The organism is Hellea balneolensis DSM 19091 (assembly GCF_000428525.1).
GTDB classification, from domain to species: domain Bacteria; phylum Pseudomonadota; class Alphaproteobacteria; order Caulobacterales; family Maricaulaceae; genus Hellea; species Hellea balneolensis.
This window is the reverse complement of sequence record NZ_AUAC01000007.1, coordinates 171,428-186,901: the sequence shown is the minus strand read 5'-3', so window position 1 is coordinate 186,901 and position 15,474 is coordinate 171,428. Positions and strand designations below refer to the sequence as shown.

Annotated in this window: 13 protein-coding genes; 11 read left to right on the top strand and 2 right to left on the bottom strand. The window is 43.4% G+C overall.

Going from position 1 to position 15,474, the window contains the following annotated elements; genetic code table 11:
• The coding region (locus tag F569_RS19590; protein WP_026942514.1) for a beta strand repeat-containing protein at nucleotides 1–3,971 on the bottom strand (3,971 nt) is incomplete at its 3' end.
• Between the two features lie 418 nt (nucleotides 3,972–4,389).
• On the opposite strand from F569_RS19590, the gene F569_RS18010 reads away from it, so the two are divergent.
• The 8 genes from F569_RS18010 to F569_RS0112705 all read left to right on the top strand — a co-directional run bounded on the left by F569_RS18010 (nucleotide 4,390) and on the right by F569_RS0112705 (nucleotide 12,057).
• Nucleotides 4,390–5,715, top strand: a complete 1,326-nt coding sequence (locus F569_RS18010) for an FAD-binding oxidoreductase (protein WP_034388837.1) — start codon at nucleotides 4,390–4,392, stop codon at nucleotides 5,713–5,715.
• 38 nt (nucleotides 5,716–5,753) lie between these two features.
• Nucleotides 5,754–6,527 (top strand): SDR family NAD(P)-dependent oxidoreductase, encoded by a 774-nt coding sequence (locus F569_RS0112735; protein ID WP_026942513.1) that lies wholly within the window; start codon nucleotides 5,754–5,756, stop codon nucleotides 6,525–6,527.
• A gap of 2 nt (nucleotides 6,528–6,529) precedes the next feature.
• On the top strand, nucleotides 6,530–7,498 hold the full coding sequence (locus tag F569_RS0112730; RefSeq protein WP_034388904.1) for an NAD-dependent epimerase/dehydratase family protein: 969 nt from the start codon (nucleotides 6,530–6,532) through the stop codon (nucleotides 7,496–7,498).
• Nucleotides 7,499–7,506: 8 nt separating this feature from the next.
• Nucleotides 7,507–8,817 (top strand): NAD(P)/FAD-dependent oxidoreductase, encoded by a 1,311-nt coding sequence (locus tag F569_RS0112725; RefSeq protein WP_026942511.1) that lies wholly within the window; start codon nucleotides 7,507–7,509, stop codon nucleotides 8,815–8,817.
• Nucleotides 8,795–9,217, top strand: coding sequence for a GtrA family protein (locus tag F569_RS20085; RefSeq protein WP_084169017.1), 423 nt, complete (start codon nucleotides 8,795–8,797; stop codon nucleotides 9,215–9,217). The genes F569_RS0112725 and F569_RS20085 overlap by 23 nt, the downstream gene beginning before the upstream one ends.
• Nucleotides 9,218–9,228: 11 nt before the next feature.
• The gene (locus F569_RS0112715; protein WP_026942509.1) at nucleotides 9,229–9,912 is read left to right on the top strand and encodes a class I SAM-dependent methyltransferase; all 684 of its coding nucleotides are present in this window, start codon (nucleotides 9,229–9,231) and stop codon (nucleotides 9,910–9,912) included.
• An 18-nt stretch (nucleotides 9,913–9,930) separates the two neighbouring features.
• Nucleotides 9,931–10,503 carry a VTT domain-containing protein gene (locus F569_RS20080; protein WP_026942508.1) on the top strand — a complete coding sequence of 191 codons (573 nt, stop codon included), beginning with the start codon at nucleotides 9,931–9,933 and terminating at the stop codon, nucleotides 10,501–10,503.
• Between the two features lie 150 nt (nucleotides 10,504–10,653).
• Entirely contained in the window at nucleotides 10,654–12,057 is a 1,404-nt protein-coding gene (locus F569_RS0112705) for a UbiA family prenyltransferase (protein ID WP_162143783.1), read from the top strand.
• Here the strand turns inward: F569_RS0112705 and F569_RS0112700 are convergent.
• Nucleotides 12,049–13,704, bottom strand: coding sequence for a glycosyltransferase family 39 protein (locus tag F569_RS0112700; protein ID WP_026942506.1), 1,656 nt, complete (start codon nucleotides 13,702–13,704; stop codon nucleotides 12,049–12,051). The two genes, F569_RS0112705 and F569_RS0112700, sit on opposite strands and share 9 nt — an antisense overlap.
• A 356-nt stretch (nucleotides 13,705–14,060) precedes the next feature.
• On the opposite strand from F569_RS0112700, the gene fliQ reads away from it, so the two are divergent.
• The 3 genes from fliQ to F569_RS18005 all read left to right on the top strand — a co-directional run bounded on the left by fliQ (nucleotide 14,061) and on the right by F569_RS18005 (nucleotide 15,447).
• On the top strand, nucleotides 14,061–14,333 hold the full coding sequence (fliQ, locus tag F569_RS0112695; protein ID WP_026942505.1) for a flagellar biosynthesis protein FliQ: 273 nt from the start codon (nucleotides 14,061–14,063) through the stop codon (nucleotides 14,331–14,333).
• Nucleotides 14,334–14,338: 5 nt separating this feature from the next.
• Nucleotides 14,339–14,791 carry a flagellar biosynthetic protein FliR gene (locus F569_RS0112690; protein ID WP_026942504.1) on the top strand — a complete coding sequence of 151 codons (453 nt, stop codon included), beginning with the start codon at nucleotides 14,339–14,341 and terminating at the stop codon, nucleotides 14,789–14,791.
• Nucleotides 14,792–15,054: 263 nt separating this feature from the next.
• Nucleotides 15,055–15,447 carry a hypothetical protein gene (locus tag F569_RS18005; RefSeq protein WP_051279870.1) on the top strand — a complete coding sequence of 131 codons (393 nt, stop codon included), beginning with the start codon at nucleotides 15,055–15,057 and terminating at the stop codon, nucleotides 15,445–15,447.
• Nucleotides 15,448–15,474 lie beyond the last annotated feature (27 nt).

The following is a 15,474-nucleotide window of genomic DNA, read 5'->3' as shown; positions in this document are numbered from 1 at the left end:
ATCAGCGCGTCCATATCGAAGACTTCATTGATATCTGCTGCGAAGGCGTTGGGGTCATCCAGTGGTTCTGAAAATAACGGGCCTTCAAAGGTGAAGGTGTTACTTGGCAAGTCCGCAAGGTTTACCCCGACAATGGTGAGTGTGTTTCCATTTCCAAAATCAAAGATGACATTGGCGCCCGCATCCGTGCCTACAGCCAGGATTTCAGCCTCGGTATCAAAGTCAGGGTCCCCGCCCAATATTGAAATCTGTTCGTTGATAAAAAAGCCTTGGATAACATCGGCGCCGCCGCCCGTAACATCATAAGCGAAGGTATCAAGTCCCGCACCGCCATTGAGGCTATCATTCGAGCCGTTCATCCCCAGCAGATAATCATTCCCGCCATTACCAAGCAAGACGCCTGAAGCATTGATAATATCATCGCCTGACGAGCCAAAATAGCGTTCTATATTTGTATATGTATCCCCCGCAGCGTCGCCGCCTACGCCGATGCCGTTTTGTATCGCGATAGGGCCAGACGCGAGATAAGAGACAGAATCCGTTCCATCGCCTCCATCGTGACTGTCTGCCCCTGCGCCGCCAAAGAAGAAATCATTCCCCGCGCCGCCGCTCATGATGTCATCGCCGTCTTGACCGAAAATGGTATCAACACCATCGCCCCCATCAATGATGTCATTACCGTCGCCGCCCAGCAGGCGGTCATTCCCGCCTTCCCCGTTTAAGGTATCGTCACCATTGCGGCCTTCCAGGCGGTTATCTCGAAAATCACCGGTAATATTATCATCGAAATTGGACCCCCAAACCCACTCAATACCAGAGAATGTATCGCCCGCGGCTTCACCCGCCGTCCCGCCGATGGTCAAGTCAAGCACAACCGCTGCATTAGCCGTTGTATAAATAGCGATATCTATACCGTCTTGCCCGCGCAGACTATCCTCCCCTGCTCCGCCATAAAGCCTGTCATTGCCGGCTCCGCCCCAAAGCATGTCGTCACCTAATCCTCCGCGGAGTTCATTGCTTCCTGAATTGCCTCGCAACCAGTCATCAAAATTTGAACCATAAACGGCTTCAATGCCAAAGTAAGTATCTCCGCTAGCATAGCTGAATGAGCCGTTCGTCTCTAAAAAGGCCCAAACGCGTTCAGGTGCATTGGAGTAATTCGCGATATCAAATCCGGCGCCGCCATTGAGTTGATCTTCGCCATTTGAGCCGTAAAGCGTATCATTGCCGTCCTGGCCGCGCTGAATGTCATCACCATCACCGCCATAGATACGATCAATTCCGCCGCCTCCATTGATTTGGTCATTGCCATCTTCACCGAAGAAAAACTCATTCGCATCTGAACCTGTAACGACATCACCAAAATTAGTTAGATAATAGCGCTCAACACCAGTAAAGGTATCACCCGATGCATCGCCTAATGTACCGCCTGTATCGACGTTAAAACGGACAGAAGCACTGACGCTGCCGCGATAATCGACAGTATCAAAACCTTCCCCACCATTTAAAACGTCAGCGCCTGACCCACCAATAAGTGTATCGGCTCCATCGCCTCCATTAAGAATATCATTGCCAGCCCCGCCGGTCAGATTATCATTTCCATCACGACCAAAAATAGTGTCATTTCCCTCTAGCCCATTGACGCGATCATTTCCGCCAAGTGCATCCAGAATATCGTCGCCGCTCGTCCCGTCCGCTAGATCATTACCTTCAGTGAAAACAGGCGGTAATTGAGAGAGATCGAATATTTGATCAGAGAATTGCGCAAATTCGATGTTGACCAAGCTGTCAGTTCCGTCTGTTCCGAGAGTATCGGTAATCGTAAAACTACCGTCACTATTTTCTATTATTGTATAATCAGCAAAGGCATTTGCAAAGACAGCCGTGTCGGTGTCATCACCTCCATCCAACATGTCATTGTCTTGGCCGCCTTCCAGAGTATCGTCCCCTGAACCGCCGCTGAGAACATCTTGCCCGCTGCGGCCAAATATGATGTCATCTCCTCCAAGTCCGTTGACGATATCATTCCCGCCGAGCGCATCCAGCACATCATCCCCAGCTGAACCATCAAGCGCATCATCGCCTTCCGTGAATATAGGACTTGCTGGCAATTCCACATCTCCGTCGGCAAAGCGTAAAAACTCTATATTGGAAAGCATATCCGTGCCATCAGAATTAGCATTATGCGTCACGGTGAACATAGCGTTGCCATTATTGACAACTGTATAATCTGCCGCGTTACCTGAGAATGCAGCAATATCTATCCCATCTCCGCCATCCAATATGTCATTTCCAGCGGCGCCTTCGAGGAGGTCATCACCAGCCAAACCTGATAATGTGTTGGCAAGAGAAGACCCTATAATAGTGTCGTCAAAGTCTGTTCCAACCGCGTTCTCAATACCAACATAGCTGTCCTGAAATGCGATACCGAAAAAGCCGCCAGTTACAAGATTAAGGCCCGCACCTTCATCAATTTGCGAGGCAGAATAATTGACGGTATCAAAACCAGACCCTCCATTAAGGCTGTTAGGTCCATAATTACCAAAAATTATGTCGTCTCCTGCATCTCCGCGGGCACTGTCTTCCCCAACCCCAAGATAGATTACATCATCGCCGCTCCCGCCAAATAGAGTCGGGTCAAGGGTTCCTGTTCTGGCGTCAATAATATCATTACCTTCGCCGCCAAAAACACGCGAGAGTGATCCGGCGCCCAGAATTATGTCATCAAAGTCAGAAAGATAGATATATTCAATTTCAGAATAGGTATCCCCTGCCGCGAGTCCGGTCGTTCCTCCGTTAATAGCGTCTAGTTCAACCCGTGATGATGCACCGCGATAATCTACGCTATCAATACCGCCAGCACCACCATTTATAATATCGGCACCTAAACTCCCCAGTATAATATCACTGCCGCCATTACCATTGATGATGTCATCACCTTCGCCGCCAAAAAGGGTATCATTTCCTGTTCCGCCATTAAGCGTATCATTGCCTGTACCGCCATCAATATTATCATTTCCTCCAAGCCCGTTCACGATGTCATTACCGCCGAGGGCTTCGAAGATGTCAGCCCCTGCTGTCCCATCCACCACATCGTCACCTTGGGTAAAGAGGGAGACAGGCCCTGATGCGTCGAGTGTATAAGTCCCGCCAATACCTTGATCATCATTTATGAGGCTGACTGAGATATAGAATGTCCCAGAAGATGGTAGCGTAACTGTTCCGCCTGTTGTTGTTGATGAATTTGTTGGAAATGTTTCAATGACCGTGCCCGTATTGTCAATAACTCTGACCAGAATGTTACCGCCGGCCCCGCCGCCATCAAAGGTCACAGTGACATCTAAATCCCCCGCGGCATCCGCTTCATATAAAAACCAGTCATCATCCGTTATATACTCAATAGACCCAGTCTCAGGCGTATCATTTGCGATTGTACTCAGTGTGTTTGATGTACCGCGATGATCATCTGTTAAGGAGGTAGCGCGTAAGGTGTAATTTCCTATTTCTTCCCCATCCATAGGATCATCGGAAATATTAACGTAATACGTGCCGCTAGTTGTCAATTCCACGTAAGAAAAGGAATTTACGAAATCAACTGTCGAGCTGTTTTTGATAACTGTCCCGGCCGCATCGACAACCGTAAATATAGACGTAAAAACAAGCCCGTCTGAGAGGGCCTCAATACGCACTAATTCATCTGCTGCGATGTTGATAGCAATCCAGTCTGTATCGCCCACAAAATCAAACTCACCGACATAATCGGCCCCATCCACAGCCAATACGGCACCCGTCGAAGCGTCGGCCGGCACGTCGCCGTTCATATGGGCCGGATCATTTGTAGGCGCAGAGACTGTGAAGTCATTGAGTGCTGGGCTTAAAAGAACGCTATCCGTAAAAATTCCTGAATTTGCCCAGCCTGTATTAGCCCCAAGCCCCAATGGGTTGAGATCAAAATCAAAAAAGTAGCGCATAGCAGATATCCCAATTTATTATGGGAATATCGCTATCAAAGCTTTAGGTACACCGCAATGGATTAGCTCAGATTTAAATAAGCATAATTGTTATAATGTGAGTTATGCTATAGCATATATGCTTGCCCATAAGACATTCTCCTTGCTTGCAGTTTTACCTTGCAAAGAGTCTACAAAACCAGGGGACATATCACATAGTCATGTTTATCAGCAGCAAGAGCCTTTAATTTTATTTACTATATTTTACGGTTTCACAGATAACTATGAAATACTAACGTGATTAATAACTTTGTCGCAGATACTTTCAAATCCCATAAATATGCTTTTATGTTTCTAAAAGTAAAGACAGTTGCAGGAAGACTCTATAAGGCAAAACTATGCAAGCATCTCTGTATTCTTCCGATAGTCCAGTGAAGTTATGAAACCTGTTTTAAGTTGGGGTCGTATAAACGACAAATACTGTAATGTTGTCAGGGCCGATTATTTCGCAGATCCGAATCTTTTAACCATTGCTGAAAGCTCAGATAATGGCATGCTCCTTGCCCATGGTATGGGGCGTTCTTATGGCGATAGCGGCCTAAATAAAGGCGGCGTTATATTTCAGACAACAAGACAAAATCATATACTTGATTTCGATACTCAAACCGGGATTATAAAAGCCCGTGCTGGAATTACTTTGGAGGAAATTCTACGTGTGAGCGTTCCTCAAGGATGGTTCTTGCCTGTCACACCAGGCACCAAATATGTGACCCTTGGCGGTGCGGTCGCAAATGATGTCCACGGTAAAAATCATCATAAAGTAGGCAGTCTTGGCGCACATATTATGCGCCTATCCCTAACACGCTCAGATAGGAAAACAGTAATATGTTCACCAAGAACGCAAAAAAAGCTCTTTAACATGACAATTGGTGGTTTGGGATTAACCGGATTTATAAATTGGGTCGAGTTTAAGTTAAAACCCATCGAGTCTTCATATCTTGAAACTGAAAACATCCCCTATACCTCATTAGATGAGTTTTTTAGTTTAAGCGAAGAAAGCGCAAAGTGGCCATATACCGTCGCTTGGATAGATTGCTTTGCTCCGAAATCCAAACAGGGCCGCGGTATCTTTACACGGGCAAAATTCTCTAACTATGGAGCTTTGGATATTCATCGAGATGATCATATTGCCACCTGGCCGTTCGTAACGCCCGCTTTATTTCTAAACCGTTTTTCTATCACAGCCTTTAATTTTCTATATAGATGGCGTCCGGGGGCGCGCATGAAAGGCCGCAGCCATTACGACTCGTTCTTCTATCCTTTGGACGGAATTAACCACTGGAATCGGCTTTACGGAAAAGCAGGCTTTTTTCAACACCAAAGCCTTATCCCGCTTGAAAGATCGAAAGAAGGAATAGGTGATCTTCTAGATATCATAAAAGAATCGAAACAAGGCTCTTTTCTCGCTGTGTTAAAACTTCACGGTCCGGAGTATTCTCCAGGTACTATGAGTTTCTGCCGTCCCGGAAAAGGTGTCAGTCTGGCATTAGATTTTGCGAATAAAGGCCAAAAAACACGACAGCTTTTAGAGCGGTTAGATGCTTGTGTCCTTAAGCATAACGGACGCACCTATCCTGCTAAAGACGGCCGTATGTCAGCGCAGACATTTCAAACCGCCTTTCCTCAGTGGACGAAATTGGAGGCCATGAGAGATCCTAAATTTTCATCTTCTTTTTGGCGCAGAGTCAGTCAAACAACTTCGTAAAAAACAAGTCTCATAAATGACGCAAAAGAGAAAACACTATGCCGAAACCAAATAATCAAGATGCCAATAGCCTCTTAGTGCTGGGGGGTACATCAGCTGTCGCTTTGGCTTATGCGCGTTTAAGAGCCTCTGAAGGGAAGCCTATTATTTTAGTCGGGCGCAACTCTGATAAATTAAAACTAAATCAAGCCGATTTGGCTGCACGGACAAAAAAACCTGTTGATATACATGTCTGCGACCTTAGTGATACAGCTATCTTGGATAAGAATTGGAATGCTGTGACGTCTATGGGCCATAACATTAGCGAAGTATTTTTGGCTTACGGTCTGTTGGGAGACCAGCTCAAAACTCAAAAAGACTCTCAAAAATTCTTGGCCTCATTAAACACAAATTTTGTATCAGCAGCAATGTGGGCCGAGAAAGCTTTTGACCATTTTGCTTATAAAGGTTCCGGTCAAATCACAGTTATTGGATCAGTTGCTGGAGACCGCGGACGCCAATCAAATTACCATTATGGTACCGCCAAAGGCGCGTTAGAGATTTTCTGTGACGGTATGGCTCACCGTGCCGCGCGATTTAAAGGTGCAAAAATCAATATTCTTTTGGTTAAACCCGGTTTTATTGACACACCTATGACTGATCACCTTGATAAAGGCGGTCTTTTGTGGGCCAGTCCTGAAAAAATAGCAAAAATTACTTTAAAAGCCGTGTTCCGCGGGAAGCGTAAAATATACGCGCCATGGTTTTGGCGCTTCATTCTATTACTCATTCGCATGACTCCACGTTTCGCATTCCATAAAACCGGATTATGATCATGAGTGCTCTAAAAGCTCAAACATTTCTTCCATTAAACGCAAAAATCATCGTAACGGGAGCATCAGGGCTTATCGGGCAAAACCTCTGCCTGCGTTTGAAGCGCGCAGGATATACAAATGTTGTTGGCTTTGATAAACACGCCCTAAACACAGATATTTTTCGGAAAATACACCCGGATATTGATTGTGTCGAAACTGATTTAGCCACTCCCGGTAAATGGCAAGAGGCATTTAAAGGTGCGGATATCGTCATATTGAATCAAGCCCAAATAGGCGGCTTATTTTATGAAGATTTTGACCGAAATAATGTTGTTGCAACCCGCAATATTCTTGAAGCCTGCTCGGGTAATAAACCACCTTATATCGTGCATATATCCTCTTCAGTCGTAAACTCCGAGGCGGATGACTTCTATACGCGCTCTAAAACGCAGCAGGAAGACATCGTCAAAAACTGGAAAGGACCGTATTGTGTTTTGCGGCCTACATTAATGTTTGGGTGGTTTGACAGAAAACATCTGGGATGGCTGAGACGATTCATGGAGAAAGTTCCCGTATTTCCTATTCCAGGGCATGGACGATATGTTCGGCAACCTCTTTACGCAGGTGATTTTTGTAAAGTTATTATGGCATGCATGGAACAACAGCCAGATCGAGAAGTTCTTGATATCTCAGGACAAGAGAAAATAAACTATATTGATCTCATTCGCATAATAAAAAAACAAACGGGCGTACGTACAGCTATTATAAAAATTCCATATAGTGTTTTTTATGCGCTGTTAAAAATAGCGGTTATGCTCACCAAAACACCTCCCTTTACCACAGCTCAACTTGAAGCACTGATAATACCTGAGGAATTCCCTGTCATAGACTGGCCAAACCGCTTTAATGTAACAGCAACGCCCTTTGCTGAGGCTGTAAAGGAGGCCTATACGGACCCTGATTATTCAAATATTACATTAGCTTTTTAGAGGCAGAGATGACGACATCCGACACATATGACCTCATTGTCATTGGGGCCGGGGCTATGGGCTTAGCCGCTGCTTATGAAGCGGCGAAAGCCGGCAGTACAGTCGCTCTTTTTGAAGCCGATAATGTCCCCGGGGGTATGGCCGCTCATTTTGATTTTGATGGGTTATCACTGGAAAGATACTATCATTTCATATGTAAAACAGATTACGATAGTTTCGAACTCTTCAAAGAACTCGATATCTTTGATAAACTTAAATGGCGCGAAACAAAAATGGGCTACTATTATCAAGGTGCTCTCTATGAGTGGGGTAACCCTTTTGCTCTACTTGGATTTCCAAAATTAAATCTGATTGAAAAAATACGATACGGCCTTTTGGCTTTCTGGTGCACAAGACGCAGAAGTTGGGACAAAGTTGAACCTTTAACAGCCCCCGAATGGCTAAAAGCTTGGCTTGGCGAAAACGGGTATAACAAACTCTGGAACCGCTTGTTTTATCTAAAATTCTATGACTACACTGATAAAATTAGTGCAACATGGATCGGCACACGCATACGGCGTATTGGCCTTTCTCGAAAGTCGTTACTTCAAGAAGAATTAGGATATTTGGAAGGTGGCACAGAAACACTCGTATCGGCTTTGGTTTCTAAAATAAAAACGTTGGGCGGGCATGTTAGTCTTGGCGCTCCAGCAACAGAAATCGTAACAGATGGCGCGTATGTTAGCGGTGTGAAAATAGGCTCTAAATTTGTGAAAAGCAAAAACGTTATTTCGACCGTGCCGACACCCTTTATTTCAAAACTCGTACCTAGTCTACCTACGGAGCTTAAATCCAATTATGACGCCATTCCGAACATCGGCGTAGCATGTTTGATATTTAAATTAAAAAAGTCAGTAACAGAAAATTTTTGGTTAAATACAATTGACGAGAGTTTGGCTGTTCCCGGCATTATCGAATTTTCACGATTGCGTCCTCTAAAAGACGGTCATATTGTCTATGTGCCTTACTACATGCCGACCGATAATGATCGCTGGACCTGGACAGATGATGACCTTTTGGACGAAGCCTTTGGTGCTATCACCGCCGCTAACCCTTCCATAAACAAAGAAGATATCTTAGCGACTCAAGTCAGCCGCCTTAAATATGCGCAGCCTATTTGCTATCCTAACTTTCTTGATATGCTGCCGCCAATTCAAACGCCATTTCAAGGGCTTCAGATTGCAGATACATGCTATTATTATCCTGAAGATAGAGGTATATCGGAAAGTATTGGGCTTGGCCGCCGCATGGCCAAGAATGCCTTATTGCGTAATGATTAAGCATTTTTTCACGCGGCAATTTTTGAGGTTTTTATTCGTAGGAACAACCTCAGCCGGGCTGCACTGGGCGGCGCGATATATCTTGAATATTTGGCTAACTTTTTCTTGGTCAGTGGCGATTGCATATATCATAGGAATGGCTGTGGCCTTCGTTTTAAACGCAATATATGTATTTCCGAATTCAGATAAAAGTCGGGCCCCCCAAGCCCGAGATTTTGCAATCGTCAATCTGGCATTTTTTCCAGTTGTATGGACTTTTTCGATTCTCATAGAAAAGTTTCTACGTGATTTGGGTTTGCACACACATTCTGGTAATTTGGCTCATGGTTTGGCAATACCCATACCTATGCTAGCCACTTTTTTAATATATAAATTTTTTGCATTCAAAGAAAACCATTAGAAAGCTGACAGATGAGTGATACCCTTACCCAAAGCCGAGAGCTTTCAGAGCTTTATAAAATACGGTTCTCAGAAGAAGAACTCCCGCGAAAAAATGCGATTTGGAAAGTGTTATGTGAAGACTTCTTCTCAAAATATATCAGCGAGAATGATGTCGTGCTCGATGTTGCCTGCGGGTACGGGGAATTTTCCAACAACATCAAATCTAAGCGCAAAATTACGGTTGATTTGAATATGGACGCCAAAGCGTATTTAAACTCTGATGTAGAGTTTAATTACTGCTCGGCAACTGAACTCAGCCGTGTATGTAATAATGAAATCGATAGAGCTTTCACATCAAACTTTTTGGAACACTTACCTGACAAAGATGCGCTCGACACCGTCATAGGTGAAGTTTTTTCAGCTCTCAAACCGGGTGGGAAATTCATCATAATGGGACCCAATCTGCGCTATTTAGCAGGGGAATATTGGGACTTTTACGATCACCATTTGGGGCTTACTCATTTGTCTCTCGGAGAAGCCCTGCGCCTGAAAGGGTTCGAAATCGAAATGTCTATCGATAAATTTCTGCCCTATACAACCCAAGGCGCTCTACCTACGCACCCTTTGTTGGTCAAAATATATCTTAAGGTTCCTCTCATTTGGAAACTTCTGGGAAAACAATTTTTTATCGTCGCGCAAAAACCACTGACATAATCCGTCCGTTGCGCTCTGATGTTTTGGTATAAAGTCAGCCTAATAATTGTTGTAAGCTTTTTATTAGCTCTCGCCGCGCATTTTTTAGGATATGGAACAGCGGAAACCGCACAAAGACTGGCGAGTTATATACAAGCTTGGCCCGAGCCTCTTGGTTTGACATTACTTTTTTTGGGTTGTTTTTTTCTTTTCCTAACAGTAGCGCCTTTGGGATCTTTTACTATTCTTGTAGCGGGATTTTTGTGGGGCCCTATTGCGGGGGTTGTTCAATTTTCAGCCCTATGCCTTTCAAGCTACGCATTGTATATTTGGACGGCGCCAAAGGGACAAAATTACGCATATCAACGTATTATAAAGAATGGAAAGGCACTTGAGTTAGCCGAAAGGTTTCAGCTCCATCCGTTAAAATCTGTTTGCGTACTTCGTCTCGTGCCTGTGATTCCCTCTTGTGTTTGTGTTTTAACCTGCTCTGCCTTTTCCATTCCCGGACGAGCCTTGTTTACAGGGACTCTTTTATCAGGGTGGGTCAGGCCTGTTTTACTGGCTTATGTCGGATCACAGACTTTGACTATCTTAGAGCTTGTTAACTAAGCACTGAAACTACTCAGGCATCCGAACACTTTTTAAAACTTATATATTTCCCCTTCATTCACGCATTTAAAACTCTATAAGGGCTTTTCGGCGCTCAGGAAGGCGCCACTTAAATGGCTTTGGATATATTAAATGAGTTCTTCAATACCTTTGGTTCTGGATGTAGATGGCACACTTATTCGTAATGATTTGACCCATGAGCTTTTTTTGAAAACTGCTTGTGAGCACCCGCTCAAAATCTTTAAATGCATATCTTTAGGTTTAACTTCTAAAGCCAAAATGAAATCTTACATGATCGGCTTGGTCGGCAAAGATATTCAAGCTAAAAATTTACCTTATATAAAAACTGTGACAGACCTTGCGGAAAAGGTCCATTCGGAGGGCCGCAATGTCATTTTATGCTCAGGCTCTCATACTGACTTCATAACTCAAATTGAAGCTGAATTTTCTTGGATATCAAACTCGCACAGCACAACTGACGACTATAATATGACGTCTGAAAACAAACTACGCTTTCTACAAGAGCGTTATCCGGACGGTTTCGATTACGTTGGGAATTCATCACAAGACTTGGTTGTCTGGCCTGGCTGTTACAAAGGGTACGCCATAGCGCCGCCAAAGGTAACCTCGGATATAACATGCCAAAATGGAGATGGTGTAGAGATTTTGGAGGAACGACACACACCAATAGAAGCAATATATAGGGCCATGCGGTTACATCAATGGGCTAAAAATCTTCTTATTTTTCTTGTTCCCATACTCGCGATATCGAAAGCGACATCGGCAGATATACTCAATCTTTGTTTAGGGTTTCTGGCCATGGGATTTCTCGCTAGCAGCACTTATATTTTCAATGACCTTTTAGATATTCACAGCGATCGCAATCATAGTAGTAAAAAATCACGCCCCCTTGCAAGCGGGCTCCTAAGTATCCCAGATGCCCTCCTAAGTATGACGGCTTTGTTGATTGGCGCTATAGGACTAACGCTCTTATTACCTTCAGCTTTTACCTTAGTCTTATTTGTCTATTTTGTGATCACATTAGTTTATTCGATAATTTTAAAACGTGTCCCTATTCTTGATGTTATGGTCCTTGCTTTTTTATTTTTGATTAGGGTTGTAGCTGGCGCAGCAATTATTGGAGCAGCTTTGTCGCCATGGCTCGTAAGCTTCATAGTAACGTTTTTCCTTAGCCTCGCTTTAGTTAAGCGATACACTGAACTTGTGAAAATGACGGGTGGAGGACAAATATCAGGACGAGGTTATGTCATGGCTGACAAGCCAGTCATTCTTGGATTTGGCATGACCGCTACAGCAATGACCATGCTCTCATTTGTTATCTACGGCGTCATAGCGGAGCAACCCGTACTGTCATCGCCTATTTCAGTTCTTATAGTAGGCAGTCTAGCGCTTTATTGGCTTATGCGTGTTTGGCTTCTGGCCCATCGTGGCGAATTAAATGATGATCCAGTATTATTCGCAGCAAAAGATAAGACTAGCTTGGCTCTGGGAGGCGTTATATTTCTAACTGTTCTTGCGCAGCAATTACTTTGATACCTTTGGAACAGGTCTCTTTTTAAAACGCTTTAGGATTTCCTTCACAAGATTATATATAAAGACCAAGCCAATAGCCAGAAACAGAAAATAAGTCGGCGATATCGCAATCGCCTCTTTTGACCTAATGCCCAGCAATAGGAAAGACGCGCAAGCAAAAGACATTACGCTGAGCATAACCAAGCATCCTTTGAGGCGCCGCGACTTTATTGCATCAATAATTATACCAAAAGCGGCTAGCAAAGTCAGAATAACCCAAAGGGGCAAGTGGTGCGTGACCTTTGCCGTTTTATCTATGAATTGCGGTCCAAAGGATTTGATCTGAACTTCAGGATTATAATATGGAAAAAACCAAGGTTGAGCCGGAGCTTCAGGGTAAATTAAAGAAACATTATTTGGGTTATCAGTTTTGGGGGATAACTCTAATCGTAAGGGTTTCTCAAATGTCGGGAGTTGCCGTAATGTAAAAGCCTGAATGAGATATCTGTCAAATTTTAAAAAGGCATATTCGACAACAGGCCCCGTATCTTTAAAAATAGCTTCCAAGAATAAACGGATACCGAGCTTATCTGTGCGCTCTAATCCATAGTAATAATTCATCGGAACAGATGACGTAAAATTAGAAATTTTCTCAGGTATCCCGTTCTGCCTGATCAAGGCAATAAGTTCATCACGCGGTGTGTCCATAATTTTTTCAAAGAGCGCATCATATTGCGCCTTTTCTGGGCCCTTAATGCCATAACTTATATCATGATGGGCACCAGCTCTGAAATAATCAGGCGGAGTAACGGCTATTAGAGCTGTAAACCGTAAAGCGATTTCATTCATCTCTTCAGGCTTATTTTTGAAATAATGCGGCGGTAATGAGGTTGTTAAGACCCAAGCATGATCAAGCGATAATTTGGTAGTTTCAGTGGTTTTGACGTGATAAAAATGTTTAAAACTTGCCACCAGTAAAAAAGCAGGCAGCAAAAATATAACGAGGGTTTTAGTCACAGGTAGAACGCTCTTAAATATTTTTCGAATATCGATAGCTCCTAAAAATAGATAAGCTACGATGACCGGTAAAACCGTAAGAGCGTTATATTTAACCAGATACCCTACTGAAAATATAAAACCCGCCAAAGTCAAAGTAAGAAATTTTCGACGGGACATTTGCTTTTGAGAAAAAATCACGAGCAGTAAGCTCATGACGATGAAATGTCCTTCAAGCCACTCAGGGGCAGAGGCATTTACGTTCCCCAGAAACAAAAAAGAGGTTCCCCAGAAAAGAGCAAAGATAGCGGCAACTTTTCCATCAAAGGTTTTATAAGCTAAAAATACTGAAATGATGAAAAGAATGAAATGTAGCACGACTTGCGCCGTTTTGAGAGAGCTTAGCCACTCGGCATTAAAGCGATCATTAAAAGCAGGGATATCTAAAAAAACACTTGAAATCGTGTGCAGAATAACGGGATATCCGGGCGCATGAATTAGATTAGACTCCCCGTTAAGGATCATTTTGATATAATTTGGATTATCAAAAGCCCCGACATTTAAGGGATATGACCCAAAAACACTATAAGCAAAAAAGACAGCTATAAATCCGATAACTGACCAAGCTAGCCAGGATTTTGCCGAAATGTTTTTAAGTCGTGTTTTTAACATGCGAAGTCTATTACCTATAATAGCTTAAGCCGCAAGAATTCCCTTGGTGCAGGGCGTAGTTACAGCCGAACGAGTCTCACAGTAAAACACCCTAATATAAGGGAATTTACAGGGAATCACCCAAAATCTATGCTCATTTTTCTATTCGTAGGCCCTTAACCTCCTGAAAATACACTTATTTCTAGTAATTTCCCTGATAAAATAACAGGGAATTTAAACCTAGACAACGACTTAGACCATACCCTTGGTTTAGGTGCATTTGCTCCTAAGGATACAACCTACAGAATTTAAGTATTGCACCGACACCCTAAGAGTTACAACAATTCCTCTTACAATATAAAAAGGGTTAAAAGTAAATGGGAGCAGATCAGGCTATATATTTATTGAGTGATATGGTTTGGAACGCCTTATACATAGCGGCCCCTATCCTTCTCGCGACACTTTTAGTTGGATTACTGATTAGCATCTTTCAAGTGACAACCCAGTTGCAGGAAATAACTTTGAGTTATGTTCCTAAAATTATGGTCACGGCGCTCCTGTTGATAGTATTAGGACCTTGGATGTTGGGACGACTAGCTGGTTTTGCTAAGTCTTTATATAGTTACATACCGTCTATGGGAGGCATCTAGCGCTGATGGATGAACTTTCGCGTCAGATAATTGCCTCCGTTATTCTAAGCCTTAGAATTGCGCCAACCTTAGCCTTTGCGCCGCCTTTTACCCTTATAAGAGTGTCTCTCATCATCCGCGTTTTGCTTGGACTTGCTCTGTCAATGTGGCTTGTCTCTGTAAACCCCACTCAAACATATAACAGAGATATATTTGAGGACGACATATTTAGCATCATCTTGGGGGAGTTGTTCATTGGCGTCATGACCATGCTCACTTTGCAATGGGCTTTTGCAGCAATTCTAACAGCAGGGAGAGCTATCGACATTCAAGCAGGTTATGGACTTGCGTTGTTAATTGACCCGACAACACGAACTCAAATGCCGCTAAATGGAACTGTTTTTGCATACGCAGCCGCAGCAAGGCGGTATGCCGCCGATCAAAACTTGCTTTCATATCAGCAATCGGGGGATTTCTAAAAAAGTTTAGGGGAAAAGTGAAAATAGTGAAACTTATAGGAAAAATTCATATACAAATTACTTTGAACTCCTGACGATGAAGCGTAACTAAAACCAACTATCTATAGAAACTTTAAAAAATAAGATTAAATTTATTTCAATGACTTAACTGACTCCAAAGTCTTTTAAATCAAATTTCTTGTTGCAATAAAAATTTTTGTCAGCAACAGGCGAATAAACTTTGCATAACCTTTAATACTCAAGGGCTTGAACGAGACCTATGCATGAAACTTACTGGCGATATCCCACTCTGTCTGATTAAGCCTATGACCATCCGTCGGCGGGGTCAGGAAATGAAGATGGTAATTGGAGGTCAGAACCCACAAGCCGCTAAACCTGACCCTGTATTAATTAAGCTGGTCGCGAAAGCACATGTTTTGCGGAAAGGTTTAGAGAGTGGATCTATTGCGTCTATTAAAGACTTTGGGCGAGCGTACGGAATAGATCACGCAGACGCCAAACGTATGTTACCTCTAGCCTATCCCGCACCTGATATTGTCAAGAGTATTTTGACTGGCAATCAGCCTGAAGATCTCACAGCTCTCCGTCTGAAAAATGGATATACCTTGCCAATATTATGGTCAGAACAGCGTGCTTATTTAGGGTTCACACCCTAATCAACTGCATCACCCCCGCACCGAAGG

Excerpts from the sequence above, each read along its gene's own strand:
- F569_RS20080 (WP_026942508.1), top strand. The coding sequence starts at position 9,931 with ATGTTTTGGTATAAAGTCAGCCTAATAATTGTTGTAAGCTTTTTATTA.
- F569_RS18010 (WP_034388837.1), top strand. The coding sequence starts at position 4,390 with ATGAAACCTGTTTTAAGTTGGGGTCGTATAAACGACAAATACTGTAAT.
- F569_RS0112700 (WP_026942506.1), bottom strand. The coding sequence starts at position 13,704 with ATGTTAAAAACACGACTTAAAAACATTTCGGCAAAATCCTGGCTAGCT.
- F569_RS0112725 (WP_026942511.1), top strand. The coding sequence starts at position 7,507 with ATGACGACATCCGACACATATGACCTCATTGTCATTGGGGCCGGGGCT.
- F569_RS0112735 (WP_026942513.1), top strand. The coding sequence starts at position 5,754 with ATGCCGAAACCAAATAATCAAGATGCCAATAGCCTCTTAGTGCTGGGG.
- fliQ (WP_026942505.1), top strand. The coding sequence starts at position 14,061 with ATGGGAGCAGATCAGGCTATATATTTATTGAGTGATATGGTTTGGAAC.
- F569_RS0112715 (WP_026942509.1), top strand. The coding sequence starts at position 9,229 with ATGAGTGATACCCTTACCCAAAGCCGAGAGCTTTCAGAGCTTTATAAA.
- F569_RS20085 (WP_084169017.1), top strand. The coding sequence starts at position 8,795 with ATGCCTTATTGCGTAATGATTAAGCATTTTTTCACGCGGCAATTTTTG.
- F569_RS0112730 (WP_034388904.1), top strand. The coding sequence starts at position 6,530 with ATGAGTGCTCTAAAAGCTCAAACATTTCTTCCATTAAACGCAAAAATC.
- F569_RS0112690 (WP_026942504.1), top strand. The coding sequence starts at position 14,339 with ATGGATGAACTTTCGCGTCAGATAATTGCCTCCGTTATTCTAAGCCTT.
- F569_RS18005 (WP_051279870.1), top strand. The coding sequence starts at position 15,055 with ATGAAACTTACTGGCGATATCCCACTCTGTCTGATTAAGCCTATGACC.